This is a genomic window from Amorphoplanes friuliensis DSM 7358, assembly GCF_000494755.1.
GTDB lineage: Bacteria > Actinomycetota > Actinomycetes > Mycobacteriales > Micromonosporaceae > Actinoplanes > Actinoplanes friuliensis.
The window spans coordinates 7768482-7787102 of sequence record NC_022657.1 but is presented as its reverse complement, the minus strand read 5'-3'; the positions used below and the strand labels follow the sequence as shown (position 1 = coordinate 7787102).

Sequence of the window (18621 nt, the reverse complement as noted above, 5' to 3'; positions counted from 1 at the left end):
GCGCGTACACCTCAGTGGCGTCGGCCGTCCCACGCGGCCTCGGACCACCGCACGCGGAAGCGTGCGGTGCGCTGGCAGGTCTTCGGACTCGCGGGCCTGACCGATCTCCGGTCTCCTACTGGCCGTCGCTTCCCAGGCCGGGGCCCAGTGCTGTTGACGGCGGTCGTTCCCACTCACCGCTGCGGGGCAGTCCCGGTTTTCCACCGGGTTCCCTCTTGCCTCGGACGTCCCGTCGGGACGTCCGAACCAGCTGCAGCAACACCATATCTAGGTGCGACTCGAAACGCGCAACCCCACATGTCGTGTCGGCGTGTCGAATCGTGCTCGTTCAGGTGAGGACTCACGCGTGGACCGGGCGGATGGGGGTAGAAACGTGTCCATGGCAACAACACAAGCCCCGCCGGGGGCTCAGGAGTTCGTCCCCGCCGATACGCACACCCTCGACGAGCTGAAATCCGCGGCGCCCGGATGCCGCGGCTGCGAGCTCTACGAGGACGCGACCCAGGTGGTCTTCGGCCGCGGTGCTGCCCACGCCCGCCTCGTTTTTGTCGGCGAGCAGCCCGGCGACATCGAGGATCAGCAGGGACTGCCGTTCGTCGGACCGGCCGGCCGGCTGCTGCGCGACGCGGTCGGCGACGCCGGCATCGACCCGTCGACGATCTACCTGACCAACACCGTCAAGCACTTCCGTTTTGAGCTCCGCGGCAAGCGGCGCATCCACCAGACTCCCGGTCCCGCGCACATCACCGCGTGCCGGCCCTGGCTGGTCGCCGAATTTTCCCTGCTCAAGCCGGATCTGGTCGTGGCGCTCGGCGCGACGGCGGCGAAGGCCCTCTTCGGACCGTCGTTCCGGGTGACGAAGTCCCGAGGCGAGCTGCTGCCCTGGCCTGCCTCGGCGCAGCGACCGCAGGACTTCCCCGTGGCCGAGTCCAAGGCGCTGGCCACGATCCACCCATCGGCGGTCCTGCGGGCCGACGACCGGGACACCGCCTACCAGGGCCTGGTCGACGATCTCAAGATCGCGGCAGCCGCTCTTTCTTGACCGGTACGCGCAACGACACAGTGGTGTTCTCCTTGCGCCGGACAAAACCGAGCGAGGTGAAAAGCCTGTTCGCCGGTGTGTTGGTGGCCATGGTGTGCAGGAACGGCCGCTCGCCACGGTCGTAGATCGCCGCCGCCAGGGCCCTGACCAAGCGGGCGGCATACCCCCGGCCGCGATGGGCGGGATCGGTGCACACCGCGCTGATCTCCGTCCAGCCGGGCGGATGCAGTCGTTCGCCCGCCATGGCGACAAGCCGTCCGTGCTGCCGGATGCCCAGATAGGTGCCCAGCTCGATGGTGCGGGGGCGGAACGGCCCCGGCTCGGTCCGGCTCACCAGATCGATCATGTCCGGAACGTCGGCGACCGTCAGGACAATGGCTTCGGAGTCGAGTGCTGCCGGCACCTTGCCATCGATGAGCTGGAACGCGGTACTGGTCCCGCGGATCTCCCAGCCGGCATCCTCGGGCGGTCGGGCGGAGATCGACATCTCCGTGCCGGGACCGGCGAGCTCAGCCAGGTCCTCCCAGGAGCGCGGATCGCCAGGATCGGCCAGAGCGAAGAAAGGTGCGACCTCCGGGTCGTACCTGCCGGCCTGCCCGATAATTCGCGCGAATCGGGCGTGCGGACCCGTCAGTGACGCCCAAGTCGGCTGGTCGAGAACATCGACTGTCATTCACAAATAGTGATGTGCGTCTCAGGGTGGAGCGCATCCGGGGCCGCCCTTGGACCGCGGGTACGCTTTTTCCGTGCGGTTGACAGACTTCTGGGGGCGCCTCGAGCAGGCGTTCGGCCCCGCGTACGCGAGAAGCCTCGCTACCGATCAGAGTTTTTCGGCGCTCCAGGGACGCACCATTGAAGAATCCATCGCTCAGGGTGTGGACACGGTGACTATCTGGCGAGCAGTGGTGGCCGCGTACCCCGATCGGGTGCCTTCCCGCCTGCAGTGACCCCTCTTTAGTACGTTTGTTCTGGCGTGTCACTCGTCTGTAGTACAAGTGTTCGGCTATTGTCCTCAGCGGCGTGGTCATCCACAGCTCACGGCCGGGCGGCCGTTTTCTGTCAGACCCAACGTCTAGCGTGACCCGCGTGGTGATGAACAGAAACTCTTCGGCGAAGACGCCTGGTAAGTCGAGTGCAGGGGTGGCGGACATGGTGGCAGGACCTGATCGGGACAAGGCGCTGGACCTTGCTCTCGCGCAGATCGACAAGCAGTTCGGCAAGGGCTCGGTGATGCGCCTCGGGGAACGGCCCGTCACGCAGATGGCCGTCATCCCCACCGGGTCCATTGCCCTCGACATCGCGCTCGGCGTCGGCGGTCTGCCGCGCGGCCGCGTCATCGAGGTCTACGGACCGGAGTCCAGCGGTAAGACGACGGTGGCCCTGCACGCGGTGGCCAACGCCCAGCGCAACGGCGGCATCGCCGCCTTCATCGACGCGGAGCACGCGCTCGACCCCGACTACGCCCAGGCTCTCGGTGTCGACACCGACGCCCTGCTGGTGTCCCAGCCGGACACCGGTGAGCAGGCGCTCGAGATCGCGGACATGCTGATCCGCTCCGGCGCGCTCGACATCATCGTCATCGACTCGGTGGCCGCGCTCGTGCCGCGTGCCGAGATCGAGGGCGAGATGGGCGACAGCCACGTGGGTCTGCAGGCCCGGCTCATGAGCCAGGCCCTGCGAAAGATCACCGGCATCCTGAACAACTCCGGCACGACCGCCATCTTCATCAACCAGCTCCGCGAGAAGATCGGCGTCATGTTCGGCTCGCCCGAGACGACGACCGGTGGCCGAGCGCTGAAGTTCTACTCGTCGGTGCGTCTCGACGTGCGCCGCATCGAAAGCCTGAAGGACGGCACCGACGTCGTCGGTAACCGCACCCGCGTCAAGGTCGTCAAGAACAAGGTCGCGGCGCCGTTCAAGCAGGCCGAGTTCGACATCATGTACGGCAAGGGCATCTCTCGCGAGGGCTCGCTGATCGATGTCGGCGTCGAGCAGAGCATCGTCCGCAAGTCCGGCGCCTGGTACACGTACGACGGTGACCAGCTGGGCCAGGGCAAGGAAAAGGCCCGCGAGTTCCTCAAGGAAAACCCGGACGTCGCGGCCGAGATCGAGAAGAAGATCCTGGAGAAGCTCGGCGTGGGCCAGACCACCGGCGACGCCGCCGGCGGCCCGGAGCTGCCCCCGGTCGACTTCTGATCGATGCGACCTCCGACGACGAGGCGATCCGCTGGTGCACCCGGCCTTCACGGGCCGGGTGACTCCACACCTGTCCACCCGCACAGCTGTCCGTCGGTGCGGTTCGCCGCACTGGCGGGCGGTCCTGCGCGCATTCCGGCGAAGGGCTGAGCCCGATGGCCGGCCGACGTGGCGCCCGCGCGGGCAGGGGCTGGGACGCAATCCCACCCCGTCCCGATGACGAAAGTTCCCCGGACGGTGAGCTCCGGCCCGGCAACCCGGAACGCGGCAACGTAACGGGTCGCCGAAGCCGGAGCTCGCCCACCGACCCCGACCCCGACCCCGACTCTTACTCCGACCCGGCCGACGACGACTCACCTGTGCGCGGCGGCACCTTCGGCGAAAGTGGCAGCGGATCAGGCTCGGCCGGTGGCGGCGCTTTCGGCAGCAGCGGCAGTCGCTCCCGTTCGGGCGGCGCCGCTTTCGGTGCCAGCGGAAGTCGCTCCGGCTCTTTCGGGAGCAGCGGCAGCCGGTCGGGCTCGAGCGGTGCTTTTGGTAGCAGTGGCAGCCGGTCGGGTTCGAGCAGTGCTTTTGGTAGCAGCGGGAGCCGCTCCGATTCGGAGGGCGGTGGCTCACGCTCGCGTCGCGGCGGCAGCAGCGCTTTCGGCCCCGCTTTCGGTTCGAGCGGCAGTTCCGGCGGCGGTCGCAGCACCTCTGGCAAAGGCCGACGAGGTGGACGCCGGTCCGCAAGCCGCGGCGACGAGTTCTTTGACGACGGTCCAGCGAGTGAAAGCGCACAAGACGACGGCGTGTTCGCCGGCCCCGACCACTCAGATCGTGATGCCACGACCCGTGACGGCTATCCGTTCGGCGAGAATCCATCGGGCCGCTACCCACTCAGTGCTGCCTCGCTCGAGGGCCTTCCACCTGGTGAAAGCTCTTCTGGGCGTTATCCGCTCAGTGCCGCTTCGCTTGAGGGTCGCCTACCTGGTGAAAGCTCTTCTGGGCGTTATCCGCTCAGCGCTGCTTCGCTTGAGGGCCGTCTACCCGGTGAAAGTCCCTCCGGGCGTTATCCCCTCAGTGCTGCTTCGCTCGAAGGCCGTTCACCTGGCGAAAGCCCTTTCGGACGTGCTGCAGATGATGCCGCGCAGGGCGGTGACACGCGGGGGAGAGGCAAAGGCCGTCGTGGTCGGGCGGCGGATCGCCCGCCCGAGCCGCCGCGTACCGAATCCGAGATCGCCCGTGAGATCTGCCTCCGGCAGCTGGCCGTCCGGCCCCGCACCCGTGCGGAGCTGGCGAAGGCGCTCGCCCGCAAGGAGATCTCCGAGGAAGTGATCGCCGAGGTTCTCGACCGGTACGACGAGGTCGGCATCATCGACGACGCAGCCTTCGCCCGCATGTGGGTGTCCACTCGGCACCAGGGCCGCGGTCTGGCCCGCCGGGCACTTGCCAACGAGCTTCGGCAGCACGGCGTCGACTCCGAGATTGCCTCCGAGGCCCTGGAGACCCTCGACGACGACGCCGAGGCCACAGCGGCCCGGGCCATGGTCGACCGCAAACTGCGTTCGGCGCGCGGCACCCCCGACCAGGTGTTCCGACGCCTGGTCGGCATGCTCGCCCGCAAGGGTTATCCGGCCGGCGTGGCAATCCGGGCAGTGAAGGACGCTCTGGCTGCCCGCGACGAGGAAGCGGCGGAGTTCGCCGACCAGATCGACCCCGACGCCATGGCGGACGAAGCGACCGACTCACTCTCCTGACCAGCCCGCCGATACCCCGCGCTGCGCAAGCTCTACCCGCGGCAGCGCCTGCCTCACGCGCGGGTCATCAGCGCGGTCAGGGCGGCGATGGCCTCGGGGGTGCGGCGGCCGAGCCGGCATCCGTGGTCCGTAGGCGCGGCTGAGCAGGCGTGGTCGAGTAGGCGGAAGGCCAAATCCAGGGCCGAAGCTGACACCCGCCGTGTCGGTGCGCCGGGTTGAGCGCGGCGCATTGAGGTCGTGTGATTCGGCGCTCGCCCGCCCCGCCCCGCTCCCGCCCCGCGTGCTTGCCCGCCCTGCTCGCCCGCCTGCCCGCTCGCTCGCCCCGCTCACTCGCTTACTCGCCCGCTCGCCCGCCCGCCCGCGTGCTCGCCCGCCCCGCTCACTCGCTTACTCGCTTACTTGCCCGCCCGCGTGCTCGCCCGCCCTGCACGCCCGCCCTGCTCGCCCGCCTGCCCGCGTGCTCGCCCGTCCCGCTCACTCGCTCGCCCGCTCGCCTGCCCGCCGTGCTCGCCCGCCCCGCTCGCTCGGGCAGGCGGCTCCACTGATCCTGCCTGCGGTACCCGCGAGGTCGCCCTCAACTGCGTCCGCGCAGAATCGCCGTATCCGATCGGGATACACCACCCGGGCGGACTCAGCCCATTCCCTTGGGCGCTCGCCGAGCCGCGGCGCTCGATTGCGGTTCACTGAAGCCCCATCTGACGGTCATTCCGATAACGCGAAGCCGCATCCCCAGCGGCCTGACGCAACCGATTTCGACACTCCCGCGATAGGCAATCCGATTGGCTATTCGTGGCTTAATCGTGACGTCTCTGAAGGCCTTGATCACCTTGTCGGAGCCTTCGCGTCGAGCAGCCGCGCACCCTGCGACATGCACCCCTACAAGCTCGGTGTCCGACTTCAACCATATTGTCAATGGTGGATAGAACGGTGGCGTTCCATCGGGTAAGTTGCTCATCGGACTGCGGGGATCTCTGTCCACTGAAGATGGAGCGATCCTTCGACTGTTGACAGACGGGGAGGAAAATGAAGACCAAACATCTCGCGCGCCATCGTGGCGTGCGTGCGATGGCTCGGCTGAGCGTCATCATCGGCGCTGTGGGTGTGGCCGCGCTTGCGGGTGCTTCGGCTGCCAGTGCTTCGACTGTGGAGATTTCCACGCGCGGTGTTGTCGTTCTTGCGGAGCCGGCCGGGACCGAGGGTGGCGTGACCACCAAGGTCGAGCAGGACCCGCCCGGCGATCCGGAAGACCCGCCGGGCGACCCGGACAACCCGCCCGGTGAGGGCGGCGGCGAAGAGCCCACCGATCCGGGTGGCGAAGACCCGGGTGGCGAGGACCCGGGTGGCGAGGACCCGGGCGGTGAAGACCCGGGTGGTGAAGATCCCGGTGGCGAAGACCCGGGCGGCGAGGACCCGGGTGGTGAAGATCCCGGTGGCGAGGACCCGGGTGGCGAGGACCCGGGTGGCGAGGACCCGGGTGGCGAGGACCCGGGTGGCGAGGACCCGGGTGGCGAAGAGCCTGGTGACGGCGACAACGGTCCCGGCGACCCGACCACCCCGCCGGACTCCGGCACCGGTGGCGGCAACGGCACCGATGACGGTGGCGACAACAACGGTGGCGGCAACGGTGACGACGATGGTGGCTCCGGCAACGGGGGCAACAACGGCGACTCCAACGACGCCGGCGGCACCGGTGGTTCCGACAACGGTGGCGGCCTGCCCGTGACCGGCTTCAACGTCGTCGGCCTGGCCGGCGTCGGTGCGGCGATCGCCGCCGGTGGTGTCGGGCTGGTGCTGATCACGCGGCGTCGTCGTCCCGAGGGTGCTGACGCCTGATCGGGTCCGGACCGCATAAGGTTCTGACCGGCCGGCACACACGACGGCCTGGTAACACCGTTCGACGCGACCTCGGTCGATCCGGGCAACTGAAGTAAGGCAATGGACCCGCGGCCCCGCCAGGCTGCGGGTCCATTGTCGTCGATGGATCTTCGCGGGACCTCGCCGATGGCGCCGAACTGGTAATCTGCTGCGTCGTGACAGACGACTTCCACCCAGCTCGGCGCGGTGGCGGCTCCCTCCCGGAGGGCCCCGACGCGACAGCTCAGGTCGTCCCGCACAGTGCGCCCGGAGGCCCGGCCCAGCACGGGGTTTCGCAGCCGGAAATCCCTGGTCAGCGATCTGCTCCCAGCGGCGATCAAGCCGGACGGCCGGCATTTGAGCCTACGACCCACCCGGTTGCCCACCCTCCGACCGGCCCGGCCGCGGCTGTGACACCGACCGGCGATTCCGCGGACGTCACTGCCACATTCACCGTGTCTCCCGCCACACCGGTCCCGCATTACGCGGCCGCCGGTCCGAGCCCCACCCCACCCGAGCCTGCGCCCGGTGACCAAGTCGGCACCGCCGCGGGTGACAACGCTGAAAACAACAACGTGACCAGTCAGCAGTACGGCTACGGCCCGTTCCACGGAAGCCCGCAGCAGCCGAGCGACACCCACCCCGCCGCAACCCCGAACGCACCGACATCCGGCACGCCGCCGGTATCAGCCGCAGGCCCCGGCCACGAAACCAGCCAGCCAGGACCGGGCCACACCAACCCGACCTCCGGCGCCGGCCCGGGCTACGGCGAGAGTCCGACCTCGGGCGTCGGCCCCGGCCATGGGAAGACCCCGGTCTCGGGTCCGGGTTTCGGAGGGGGCAATCCGACCTCCGGCGCTGGCCTGGGCTACGGGAACACGCCGACCTCGGGCGCAGGCCCCGGCTATGGGAACACGCCGGTCTCGAGCGCGGGCCCAGGCTTCGGAGCGGACAACCCGACCTCAGGCGCAGGCCCCGGCTATGGGAACACGCCGGTCTCAAGCGCGGGCCCAGGCTTCGGAGCGGACAACCCGACCTCAGGCGCAGGCCCCGGCTACGGCAACACACCGACCTCGAGCGCCGGCCCCGGCTACGGAGGCGACAACCCAACCTCCGGCGCCGGCCCCGCCTACGGTGAGAACTACAGCACCTCGAGCCCCCCGAGCTGGTCGTCAACCGACCCGATCTCCGGCAGCGGAGCCGCCGCCGACCCCTACGGCTTCTCGGTAGCTCCAGCCTTCGGCGGCGGTCCCCGCATCGAGCCCACCCCGAAACAGCCCAAGGGCCGTTACCTCATCCCAGCCCTGGCCGGCCTGGTCGCAGGCCTCTTGATCTTCGGTACCGGCGGCTTCTTCGCCGGCCGTGCCACCGGCGGCACGGACACCCCCGCACCCCCAGCACCTCCCGCCCCGACGGCCACCGCACCCGCTGGCCTCGGCCCGTACGAGCAGAACCAGGTCGCTCTCAACCAGCCGAAACTCACCGGTTCGCTGGCGGTGATCTCCCAGGGCTGGTTGCCGAACCTCTCCGGCTGTTCCCGCAGCGGTGAGAAGGGCGGCCCCGTCCTGAACAAGGGGGAGAAGGTACGCGTGCGCTGCGAGATGGACGCGATGAGCGCGATCTTCGTGGAGTACGCCACCGACGCCGACCGGGACAAGGCGCGGGTCAAGACGCTCGGGCAGAACGTCGACGCCCGGAAGCTGACCCCTGGTGTCGGGCCGGCGACCGAACGGGCGACACCCTCGGGGCGGACGAACGGCAACTACGTGGAGTTCGCGTACCCGGCGTCGGGCAAGACTGTCAGTGGCATCTGGTGGGATGACGCTGCCACTCCGGTGGCTGCTTATCTGCTCGCGTACTGGAAGGAAGGCACCGGGTCTCAGTGGGAGCCGATGCGCGACATCTGGGCCCGCTACGCCTGAATTGCCCAGCAACGTACCTGAGCAGGGCGTGAGCGTGTCTGTGCCTAACGTCCCATCCACTGCCGAATCATGAGTCCTTGACCGAAGCGGCACTTGCGACCTAGCCTCGCGTTACACAAGGTTTGCTCGACCATCGCAGGCTAAGCGCACAACATAGAACGCATCACATTACGGCATCACTTCAGGCGCAGGGCGCCGTCGATGCCTCCACCGCCCGCAGACCGCGCGGGCGGTGGCCAGACATACCCGGCGGTCGGTCTTCGACGCCGCAGCAGGCGCCGTAGGCTGGTCACGCCCGCGGTCTGCCGCCTTGGTCGGGCATCCCTACGGAGATCCGGCGCAGCCATGCGCCGCGGCGAGGGGAGACGCGGCGAGATGACCGCCCTGGATTGGGTGCTCGTGGTGGCGATCGTCGTTCTTGCCGCCTTCGTGGTGATCGGCCTGGTCCTCGGCGCCCGCGCTCTGCGCCAGCTGCAGGAGAGCAAAACCGCCGACCGCGACCGCCGTGAGCAGACTCTCGACGCCGCCAAGGCCAAGGTCGACGACGCGAACGCCAAGGCCGCTTCCGTCCGCGCCGAGGCCGCCGCCGCCAAGGCCGAGGCGACCGCCGCGCGGGCCGAGGCCCGCCGTGTTCTCGACGACGCTCACGGCGAGGCCGACACGATCCTCGAGCACGCGCACCGCCAGGCCGAGTCCGACGCCGAGCAGGTCCGGACCGCCGCCCGCCGCAGCGGCGAGCGCGAGGTGGCCCTGCTCAACGCGACCGCCAAGGAGCAGGCCGCCGAGGTCGAGCGCCGCGCGGCGCGGATCGACGAGCGGGAGCGCCTCCACGCCGACGAGGTCGAACGTCTGGTCGAGCGTGAGCGTCGCCTCGCCGCGATGGACGCCGACCTGGCGTCCCGCGAGGCCGCCCTGACCGCCCGCGAGGCCGAGTTGACCGCCGCCGAGGAGGGCCGCCGCCGCGAGCTGGAACGCATCGCCGGTCTGACCGCCGACGCCGCCCGCACCGAGCTGATCGAGAACATCGAGACCCAGGCGAAGCGCGAGGCCGCGATCCTCGTCCGCGACATCGAGAGCGAGGCGAAGCACACCGCCGACACCCGCGCCCGGCACATCGTCGTCGACGCGATCCAGCGCATCGCCAGCGAGCAGACCGCGGAAAGCGTCGTCAGCGTCCTGCACCTCCCGAGCGACGAGATGAAGGGCCGGATCATCGGCCGCGAGGGCCGCAACATCCGCGCCTTCGAGTCCACGACCGGCGTCAACCTGATCATCGACGACACCCCGGAAGCGGTCCTGCTCTCCTGCTTCGACCCGGTCCGCCGCGAGGTCGGCCGCCTCACCCTGGAGAAGCTCGTCCTCGACGGCCGCATCCACCCGCACCGCATCGAGGAGGTTTTCGACAGCGCGAAGAACGAGGTCGAGCGCCTCTGCGAACGCGCCGCCGAGGAAGCCCTCGTCGACGTCGGCATCACCGACATCCACCCGGAGCTCGCCACGCTCCTCGGTCGCCTGCGATACCGCACCAGTTACGGCCAGAACGTGCTCAAACACCTCGTCGAGACCGCCCACATCGCCGGCATCATGGCCGCCGAGCTGCGCCTCGACGTCCCCACGATCAAGCGGTCGGCCTTCCTCCACGACATCGGCAAGGCCCTCACCCACGAGGTCGAAGGCAGCCACGCCCTGATCGGCGCCGACCTTGCCCGCAAGTACGGCGAGTCCGAGGACGTCGTCCACGCGATCGAGGCCCACCACAACGAGGTCCAGCCCCAGACCGTCGAGGCCGTCCTCACCCAGGCCGCCGACGCCTGCTCCGGCGGCCGCCCCGGCGCCCGCCGCGAAAGCCTCGAGGCCTACGTCAAACGCCTCGAACGCATCGAGGAGATCGCCGCCGGCAAGGTCGGCGTCGACAAGGTCTTCGCGATGCAGGCCGGCCGCGAGATCCGCGTCATGGTCCGCCCCGAGGACGTCGACGACATCGGCGCCGCGGTCCTCGCCCGCGACGTCGCCAAACAAATCGAAGAAGAACTGACCTACCCCGGCCAGATCCGCGTAACGGTCGTCCGCGAGTCCCGGGTGACGGAGTTGGCCCGCTAAAGCCCCAAAGCCGGGTCAAGTTCTGGATGTCGTGCCTGAGTGCATGGCACCGATCGTCGCTCCCGCCGAGACCGTTCGCTTCGCTCCCTGCCAGGTCCGTGCGCACTCACCCTCGGCCGCTCCGCGCCCAACCCGACGCTCAGCGCTCCGCGCACGCTCAAAGCCGGTGGGCTTTCTCAGCGGTCGACCACGCCAGTCAGCGCAGCGCACGCTCAAAGCCGGTGGGCTTTCTCAGCGGTCGACCACGCCAGTCAGCGCAGCGCACGCTCAAAGCCGGTGGGCTTTCTCAGCGGTCGACCACGCCAGTCAGCGCAGCGCACGCTCAAAGCCGGTGGGCTTCCTGAGCGGTCGACCACCCCAGTCAGCGCAGCGCACGCTCAAAGCAGGTGGGCTTCCTCAGCGGTCGACCCACTCCGGTCAGGGCTTCGCGCACGCTGAAGATTTGTGCTCCGTGCGAGCCGGCCGGGTGGGCATTGAAAGCCCAACTTCACGGAAGTCGGGTGTCGGGGTGCGGGTGGTTGAGTGTCTGTGGTCTTTCATCGCGGTCTATCTGGCCCTGCCCGGTGCTTTGCGCTTGCTCGCCGTGGGTGGTTCGAGCGGTCTCAAGGCCCAACTTCACGGAAGTTGGGCCTGGGGACGGCGTGGTTGAGGGACCGGTGTGCATTGATCGCGGTCTCCCTCACCTGCTCGGGGCCTCGCGCATGTTCAAGATCGGTGGTTCGCGCGAGCGGGGCGCGCCCGGGTCTCAACGGTTGACCCGTTTGCGGTCGGGGCTTCGCGCAGGCTGAGGGACAGGTTGTCTTTGCGGCGGCTCGCCCACGCCTCGAGGTCGACCAGCACCTGTGCGGCCGGCACGGCTTCGAGCACCCCGGTCAGTGTGGGTAACGGTGGCGTTCGGTCGACGACCAGGGCGGCACGGTCCGGATCGTGTTGTCGTTGATGAATGTCCGAACGGGCAGGCCCGGAGACCTGGGGCCGCCGCGGAATCAATGGCGTTCGGTGGCAAATCGCTGAGCCCACTCGGCCAAAGACGATGGAAACCTCTCATCGGTCGACCTCCGAAAGACTCTGCGTGCCTATCACCGACAGTAGGCGGAGTTGTTCGACTGCGTCGCCGCCGATCGGGGCTGTGAAGAATTGGAGGCGTTGATGGCCGTCTTCGCTGAACAGGTTCTGGCAGTTGATGTCGATGATGCCGAGTGACGGATGGTTGATGCGTTTGCGTTCACCGCGGCGCACCGCCACATCACCCGTTTTCCACAGCGCGGCGAATTCGTCACTCGAGCGCAGTAATTCGGTCACCATGGTGCGGGCGGTCGTGTCGTGGTTTCTGCGGGCGACCGCCGCGCGCAGGTCGGAGACCAGCACCTTCGAATGGTGCGGGTGGTCCGCCGGGGGATAGATCAGGCGGCTCGCGGGGTCGGTGAACCAGCGGTGGAGGAAGCTGCCCTGCGCCGGCCCGAGCAGCGCAACGGCGAGCCTGTTCTGCACCACCGTTTCGTGCAGGTCGGTGAGGATCTGCGCCGGTGTGGTGTCGAGGCGGTCGAGCAGCGTCAGCATCGCCGGCTGGACGTGGGAGCTGACGCCGCCCGGTGTTGCCCGGCCGGCGAGGCGGAACAGGTGGTCGCGTTCGTCGGTGTCCAGGCGCAGTGCTCGGGCGAGTGCCGCCAGCATCTGCGGGGACGGCTGGGCGCCGCGGCCGCGTTCGAGCTCGATGTAGTAGTCGACCGAGGCGCCGGCGAGGTGGGCGACCTCGTCGCGGCGCAGGCCGGGGACCCGGCGGCGAGGGCCGGTGGGCAGGCCGACCTCCGCAGGGGTGGTCCGGGCGCGGCGCGTCTGGAGGAAGGCGCCCAGCTCAGCCAGGTTCATGCTGCCAGTGTCGCTGACGCCGGCGGCCGGAGGCAGGGGATGGCGTCCCCCGGGTGAGCGGCTCCTGGATCAGCCGGGACGAGCAGGCCACTGTCGGGGTGCAGCCACCAAATGAAGGAGAACGCCATGCCATTCGCCAACCTCAAGGTTCCCGCCGGTCTGCTCACGCCCGAGCAGAAGGAGACCCTCGTGCACAAAGTCACCGACCTGTACGCGGAGACCTTCGGCGACGACGTCCGCGACAACACCATGGTCCTGGTCGACGAGGTGGTCGACGGCGGCTGGGGGATCCGCGGCGAGGTGCTGACTCTCGCGAAGCTCAGCGGAAACTGAAAATGCGCCCGGTGCCGAGAGGCACCGGGCGCAGTTCCGAAAAACCTACGCGCCGACCGCCTCGCCGGTTTCCACAGTCGCGGCCGGACGCGGACCGGAGTTCTTCGGGGCTTTGCCCTGGCGCCGGGTGCGGCGTTCGAGCCAGCCCGCGAAGGCCGTCAGTGACGCGTTCACCGCGATGTAGATGATCGCCGCCACGATCGCCGCGGCCACGATGTTGCCGAAGTTCGCCGCCAGGGTGTTGACGCCGTCCTGGAGCAGCTCGGAGTAGCCGATGATGTAGCCCAGCGCGGTGTCCTTCACCAGGACGACCAGCTGGCTGACGATGACGGGAAGCATCGCCCGGGCGGCCTGCGGCACGAGGATCTCGCGCATGACCAGGCTCTTGCGCATGCCGATGGCGTACGCCGCCTCGCTCTGCCCGCGCGGGACCGACTTGATGCCGGCGCGGAAGGCCTCGGCCAGGACCGAGCCGTTGTAGAGCGTGAGCCCGATGACCACGGCCCAGAACGGGTCCATCGGCGCCTCGGTGATGAACGGGACGCCGTAGAAGATGAAGAACATCAGCAGCAGCAGCGGCACGGCGCGGAAGAACTCCACGATGATGCCGCTCGGCACGCTGAGCCACCAGTGTTCGGAGAGGCGCCCGACCGAGAAGACGATGCCGAAGATCAGCGAGAGGACCATCGCGACGGCGGCCGCGCTCAGGGTCGCCCACAGACCCGGGAGGATGTAGTCCGTCCAGGTCGACGACTCGGTGAACGGCTTCCACAGCGCCGCCGCCCACTGGCCCTTCTCGTCGAACTTGCGGTAGATCCAGTAGACCAGCGCGAGCAGACCGAGGCCGAAGACGACGGTCAGGATCGTGTTGCGGATCTTCGCGCGGGGACCCGGGTGGTCGTAGAGGACGGCGTCGGCGCTCATCGTTTCACCGCCAGGCGGTTGGCCAGCCAGCCGAAGCCGTAACCGGTCGGGATCAGGACGAGCGCGAACGTCCCGGCGAAGACCAGGAAGATCGGGATGACCGCGTCACCGTTGGCGTTGATGAGTTCCTTCATCGCGTTCGAGGACTCCATCAGGCCGATCGTGCCGACGATCGTGGCGTTCTTGGCCAGGGCGATGAAGATGCTGCCCAGCGGCGCGATCACCGCCCGGCCCGCCTGCGGCAGGATGATCATCGTGAGGGTCTGGAAGAACGACATGCCGATCGCCCGCGCCGCCTCGGCCTGACCGGCCGGGACGGTGTTGATGCCCGAGCGGATCGCCTCGCACACGAACGCGGCCGTGTAGACCGACAGGCCGACCACACCGAGCCAGTAGTTGTTCGTGTCGATGTCGTCCGACAGGGTGACGCCGAGCGTCGAGAACAGACCGAAGTAGCAGAAGAACACGATCAGTGTCAGTGGGGTGTTCCGGAACGTGTTGACCCAGGTCGTGCCGACAAGACGCAGCACGGGGACCGGTGACACCCGCATCGCGGCGAGCAGGACGCCGAGCACGAGGGCACCGACGGTGCCCGCCGCGGTCAGTTTCAGGATCCAGAGGAACCCCGTCACGTACACGTCGATGTTGGTGGGATCGGAGAAGACGTCCATCGTCCTCGCTTCCTCGCGCTGCGGCAGGGAACGACCGGGCGGGGCCGGCTTGTCGCCGGCCCCGCCCGCCTATCGGTGGATCAGCTGCAGTTGGTGAGCTTGGTGACGTCGAGCTCCGGCGCCGCCGTGCCGCTCTTGCCGAGCGTGTTGTCCCACGCGGCCTTGTACGAACCGTCGGTCGCCGAGGCCTTCAGGATCTCGTTGATCTTGTTGCAGCCCTCGGAGTCGTCCTTCTTCAGGCCGATGCCGTACGGCTCCTCGCTGAACTTCTTGCCGACGACCTTGAACTTGCCGGCGTACTGGTCCTGCGAGGCGTACCCGGCGAGGATGATGTCGTCGGTGGTGACCGCGTCGACCTGTCCACCCGCCAGCGCCGTCACGCACTTGGAGTACGAGTCGAACTGCTGGAGCTTCGCGTCCTTGTAGTCGGTCTGGATCCGCTTGGCCGGCGTGGAACCGGAGACGGAACAGACCTTCTTGCCGGCGAGCGACTCGGGGCCGGTGATCGTCGAGGCGGTCGGGACGAGCAGGTCCTGGCCGGCGATGTAGTACGGGCCGCCGAAGTTGACGACCTTCTTGCGCTCGTCGTTGATCGTGTAGGTCGCCACGACCAGGTCGACCTGACCCTGCTGGATGAACGGCTCACGGTTGGCCGACACGGTCGTCTTGTATTCGATGCCGGTCTCGGGCACGCCGAGGCCCTTCGCGATGATCTTCGCGATCTCGATGTCGAAGCCGGTGTAGGTGCCACCGGTCTGCAGGCCGAGGCCGGGCTGGTCGGCCTTCACACCCACGACCAGCTTCTTGTCGCTGGTCGCCTTGCCGACGATGCCCTTGGCGCCGGAATCCGAACCGCTGTCGTCGCCGCCGCCACATGCTGCCGCGGCCATCGCCAGGGCGAACGCTCCGGCTACTGCCGTCATACGGGTGATGCGCATCGTCCTGCTCCTCCTGCTGGAAACTGCGTACTGCTGGAAACTGCAAACATTCTGAACCTGCGCGTGCACTGCAAAAGCTTCAAGTGAACTGTCGGATGCCGGTTCCGAGGTATCCGGAGTGGACAGTCAGTGAGTGAGGATCTTGGAGAGGAAGTCCCTGGCGCGCTCGCTCTTGGGGTTCTCGAAGAACTCGACGGGGGGCGCCGACTCGACCAGCTGACCGTCGGCCATGAAGACCACCCGGTTGGCGGCGTGTCGGGCAAAACCCATCTCATGGGTGACGACGACCATCGTCATGCCCTCGCGGGCCAGGGCCGTCATGACGTCGAGGACCTCGCCGACCATCTCGGGGTCGAGCGCGCTGGTCGGCTCGTCGAAGAGCAGCGCCTTGGGCTGCATGGCCAGCGCCCGGGCGATGGCGACACGCTGCTGCTGGCCGCCGGAGAGCTGGGCGGGGAACTTGTCCGCCTGGCTGGCGATGCCGACCCGGTCGAGCAGGCTCATCGCGCGCTCACGGACGACCGCCACCTTCTCGCCCCGGACCTTGACCGGACCCAGCATCACGTTCTGCAGGATGGTCTTGTGGGCGAAGAGGTTGAACGACTGGAAGACCATGCCGACCTCGCTGCGCAGTTTGGCCAGCGCCTTGCCCTCGGCCGGCAGCGCCTGCCCGTCGAACGTGATCGTGCCCGAGTTGATCGGCTCGAGGCGGTTGATCGCCCGGCACAGCGTCGACTTACCCGATCCCGAAGGTCCGATCACGACGACCACCTCGCCGCGGTCGACGGACAGGCTGACATCCTGCAGGACGTGCAGCGGGCCGAAGTATTTGTTGACGCCCTCGAGAACGATGAGAGGCTCGCTTGTCGGCACCGTCGGACCACCGTCCCGTCGTTGGGTTCACTCGGATGGGGTCACTCTATTGGCGCGGTTGTATCGGTTCACACCGAGATTGGTCACGGAGCGGTAACTGTGCAGGTGCGAAGGGGAAGTGATGTCCACGATGAGCGGTATGGCTGACCCCGATCCGAGCGACGGACTTTGGAGTTGGTGTGCCGCCGGACGCCTCGATGAGGCAGTTGTCCGGTCGGCGGTGTCGGGAGCGTTGCAGCTTCCTGTGACGACACTGGACGTCCCCGTCGATGGAGCGGTGCTCTGTGACGTGTGGCACGTCGACGGCGATTTCCCGACCCTGATCGAGTGTTACCTCGCCCCGGCCGACCTCGCGGAGGCGACGATCGCCAGCGCCGTCTCGGTCCGGCTCGGCGCCGAGCTCCTGCTCCCCGACGACACCCTCAACCCTTCCCGGTACGTGCTGGCCGAGCCCGACGGGACATTACGGGCGGTGCACGTCGACGAGATCGAGACCGACGACGGTACGGAGCGCCGCCACCTGCGCCCCTGCACCGGCGACGACCCGGCGTGCGCCCTCGGCCCCGGCTGTGGCCGTTCGCGGTGGAAACCGGTCCCGACACCGGAGCGACCCGCAGCCGCCTAGGGACTACCCTGGTCAATTGCCATGACTACCGAGACACAGGGCGCCTCCCGCACCTACGACGTGCGCACGTACGGCTGCCAGATGAACGTGCACGACAGCGAGCGCATCTCCGGGCTGATGGAGGGCGCGGGGTACGTCCGCGCGGCCGACGCGGACGCGGCGGACGTCGTGGTCTTCAATACGTGCGCGGTCCGCGAGAACGCCGACAACCGCCTCTACGGCAACCTCGGCCGCCTGCGCCCGACGAAGGTGAAGAACCCCGACATGCAGATCGCCGTCGGCGGCTGCCTGGCCCAGAAGGACCGCGGCGACATCGTCAAGCGCGCGCCCTGGGTCGATGTCGTCTTCGGTACGCACAACATCGGCTCGCTGCCGGCGCTGCTCGACCGCGCCCGGCACAACCAGGAGGCCGAGGTCGAGATCCTCGAGTCGCTCGAGGTCTTCCCGTCCACGCTGCCGACCCGCCGCGAGTCGACCTACGCCGGCTGGGTGTCGATCTCGGTGGGCTGCAACAACACGTGCACCTTCTGCATCGTGCCGGCGCTGCGCGGCAAGGAGAGGGACCGCCGCCCCGGTGACGTGCTCGCCGAGGTCGAGGCGCTGGTCGCCGAGGGTGTCCTCGAGGTCACCCTGCTGGGCCAGAACGTCAACTCCTACGGTGTCGAGTTCGGTGACCGGCTCGCGTTCGGCAAGCTGCTGCGGGCCTGCGGTGACGTCGAGGGCCTGGAGCGGGTGCGTTTCACCAGCCCGCACCCGAAGGACTTCACCGACGACGTGATCGCCGCGATGGCCGAGACGCCGAACGTCTGCCACTCGCTGCACATGCCGCTGCAGTCCGGCTCCGACCAGGTGCTCAAGGCGATGCGCCGCAGCTACCGCTCGGAGAAGTACCTCGGGATCATCGACAAGGTCCGCGCCGCGATGCCGGACGCCGCGATCACCACGGACATCATCGTGGGCTTCCCGGGCGAGACCGAGGACGACTTCGAGCGCACCCTCGACGTGGTGCGTCAGGCCCGCTTCTCCACCGCCTTCACGTTCCAGTATTCGAAGCGCCCGGGCACCCCGGCCGCGACGATGGAGGAGCAGCTGCCCAAGCAGGTCGTCCAGCAGCGGTACGAGCGGTTGATCGCCACGCTCGAGGACATCACCTGGGCGGAGAACAAGAAGCAGATCGGGCGTACGGTCGAGGTCCTGGTCGCCACCGGTGAGGGCCGCAAGGACGAGCGGACCGGCCGGATGAGCGGCCGCGCCCGGGACGGCAGGCTCGTCCACTTCGCCACCGGCGACCTGACCGGCATCCGGCCGGGTGACCTCGTGCAGACCGAGATCACGTACGCCGCCCCGCACCACCTCAACGCCGACCGCGCCCCGCTGAGCCACCGCCGCACGCGGGCGGGCGACGCCCACGAGGCCGGCCGCGCGCCGCGGACAGCCGGGGTGTCCCTGGGTCTGCCGACGCTGGGCGTCCCGGCGCCGCTGCCCGCGACCACCGGCGGCTGCGCCGTCTAGAAAGGCTCATGACCACAGGTCCCCGG

Annotated in this window: 15 protein-coding genes, 1 pseudogene and 1 riboswitch; of the genes and pseudogenes, 10 read left to right on the top strand and 6 right to left on the bottom strand. The window is 68.7% G+C overall.

Going from position 1 to position 18621, the window contains the following annotated elements; translation table 11 throughout:
* Nucleotides 1-57: 57 nt before the first annotated feature.
* Nucleotides 58-266: riboswitch (cobalamin riboswitch) on the bottom strand.
* 113 nt (nucleotides 267-379) lie between these two features.
* Complete coding sequence (locus AFR_RS35850; RefSeq protein WP_023561726.1) at nucleotides 380-1042, top strand: UdgX family uracil-DNA binding protein; 663 nt, start codon at nucleotides 380-382, stop codon at nucleotides 1040-1042.
* Here AFR_RS35850 and AFR_RS35845 read toward each other — a convergent pair.
* Nucleotides 1014-1715: a GNAT family N-acetyltransferase gene (locus tag AFR_RS35845; protein WP_041841392.1), complete on the bottom strand. Its 702-nt coding sequence runs from the start codon at nucleotides 1713-1715 to the stop codon at nucleotides 1014-1016. The two genes, AFR_RS35850 and AFR_RS35845, sit on opposite strands and share 29 nt — an antisense overlap.
* Before the next feature lie 73 nt (nucleotides 1716-1788).
* Here AFR_RS35845 and AFR_RS35840 point away from each other — a divergent pair, with 73 nt between their 5' ends.
* From AFR_RS35840 to rny, 6 genes and pseudogenes are all read left to right on the top strand, one after another.
* A complete protein-coding gene (locus AFR_RS35840; RefSeq protein WP_023561724.1) occupies nucleotides 1789-1989 on the top strand; it encodes a DUF3046 domain-containing protein in 201 nt (66 codons plus the stop codon).
* Nucleotides 1990-2191: 202 nt separating this feature from the next.
* Nucleotides 2192-3238: a recombinase RecA gene (recA, locus tag AFR_RS35835; protein WP_023561723.1), complete on the top strand. Its 1047-nt coding sequence runs from the start codon at nucleotides 2192-2194 to the stop codon at nucleotides 3236-3238.
* A 1160-nt stretch (nucleotides 3239-4398) separates the two neighbouring features.
* Nucleotides 4399-4974: pseudogene (locus tag AFR_RS35830) on the top strand (regulatory protein RecX); the annotation flags it as partial.
* Nucleotides 4975-6039: 1065 nt separating this feature from the next.
* Nucleotides 6040-6807, top strand: a complete 768-nt coding sequence (locus tag AFR_RS46480; protein WP_148308181.1) for a hypothetical protein — start codon at nucleotides 6040-6042, stop codon at nucleotides 6805-6807.
* Between the two features lie 1349 nt (nucleotides 6808-8156).
* The gene (locus tag AFR_RS46475; RefSeq protein ID WP_148308180.1) at nucleotides 8157-8750 is read left to right on the top strand and encodes a hypothetical protein; all 594 of its coding nucleotides are present in this window, start codon (nucleotides 8157-8159) and stop codon (nucleotides 8748-8750) included.
* 375 nt (nucleotides 8751-9125) lie between these two features.
* Nucleotides 9126-10850, top strand: a complete 1725-nt coding sequence (rny, locus tag AFR_RS35815; RefSeq protein ID WP_023561719.1) for a ribonuclease Y — start codon at nucleotides 9126-9128, stop codon at nucleotides 10848-10850.
* A 1044-nt stretch (nucleotides 10851-11894) separates the two neighbouring features.
* Here rny and AFR_RS35810 read toward each other — a convergent pair.
* Nucleotides 11895-12719, bottom strand: coding sequence for a helix-turn-helix transcriptional regulator (locus AFR_RS35810; RefSeq protein ID WP_023561718.1), 825 nt, complete (start codon nucleotides 12717-12719; stop codon nucleotides 11895-11897).
* A 126-nt stretch (nucleotides 12720-12845) separates the two neighbouring features.
* Between AFR_RS35810 and AFR_RS35805 the strand changes: the two genes are divergently transcribed.
* Nucleotides 12846-13052 carry a tautomerase family protein gene (locus tag AFR_RS35805; RefSeq protein WP_041843180.1) on the top strand — a complete coding sequence of 69 codons (207 nt, stop codon included), beginning with the start codon at nucleotides 12846-12848 and terminating at the stop codon, nucleotides 13050-13052.
* Between the two features lie 45 nt (nucleotides 13053-13097).
* Here AFR_RS35805 and AFR_RS35800 read toward each other — a convergent pair whose 3' ends face one another.
* The 4 genes from AFR_RS35800 to AFR_RS35785 form a co-directional block, all read right to left on the bottom strand.
* A complete protein-coding gene (locus AFR_RS35800) occupies nucleotides 13098-13976 on the bottom strand; it encodes an amino acid ABC transporter permease (protein WP_023561716.1) in 879 nt (292 codons plus the stop codon).
* Complete coding sequence (locus AFR_RS35795; RefSeq protein WP_023561715.1) at nucleotides 13973-14647, bottom strand: amino acid ABC transporter permease; 675 nt, start codon at nucleotides 14645-14647, stop codon at nucleotides 13973-13975. The genes AFR_RS35800 and AFR_RS35795 overlap by 4 nt, the downstream gene beginning before the upstream one ends.
* An 80-nt stretch (nucleotides 14648-14727) precedes the next feature.
* Nucleotides 14728-15585, bottom strand: a complete 858-nt coding sequence (locus tag AFR_RS35790) for a glutamate ABC transporter substrate-binding protein (protein WP_023561714.1) — start codon at nucleotides 15583-15585, stop codon at nucleotides 14728-14730.
* A 126-nt stretch (nucleotides 15586-15711) separates the two neighbouring features.
* Nucleotides 15712-16458, bottom strand: a complete 747-nt coding sequence (locus AFR_RS35785; protein WP_023561713.1) for an amino acid ABC transporter ATP-binding protein — start codon at nucleotides 16456-16458, stop codon at nucleotides 15712-15714.
* A gap of 244 nt (nucleotides 16459-16702) precedes the next feature.
* Between AFR_RS35785 and AFR_RS35780 the strand changes: the two genes are divergently transcribed.
* Both AFR_RS35780 and miaB read left to right on the top strand, forming a co-directional pair.
* Nucleotides 16703-17083: a hypothetical protein gene (locus AFR_RS35780; protein WP_023561712.1), complete on the top strand. Its 381-nt coding sequence runs from the start codon at nucleotides 16703-16705 to the stop codon at nucleotides 17081-17083.
* 21 nt (nucleotides 17084-17104) lie between these two features.
* Nucleotides 17105-18595: a tRNA (N6-isopentenyl adenosine(37)-C2)-methylthiotransferase MiaB gene (gene miaB, locus AFR_RS35775; RefSeq protein ID WP_023561711.1), complete on the top strand. Its 1491-nt coding sequence runs from the start codon at nucleotides 17105-17107 to the stop codon at nucleotides 18593-18595.
* Nucleotides 18596-18621 lie beyond the last annotated feature (26 nt).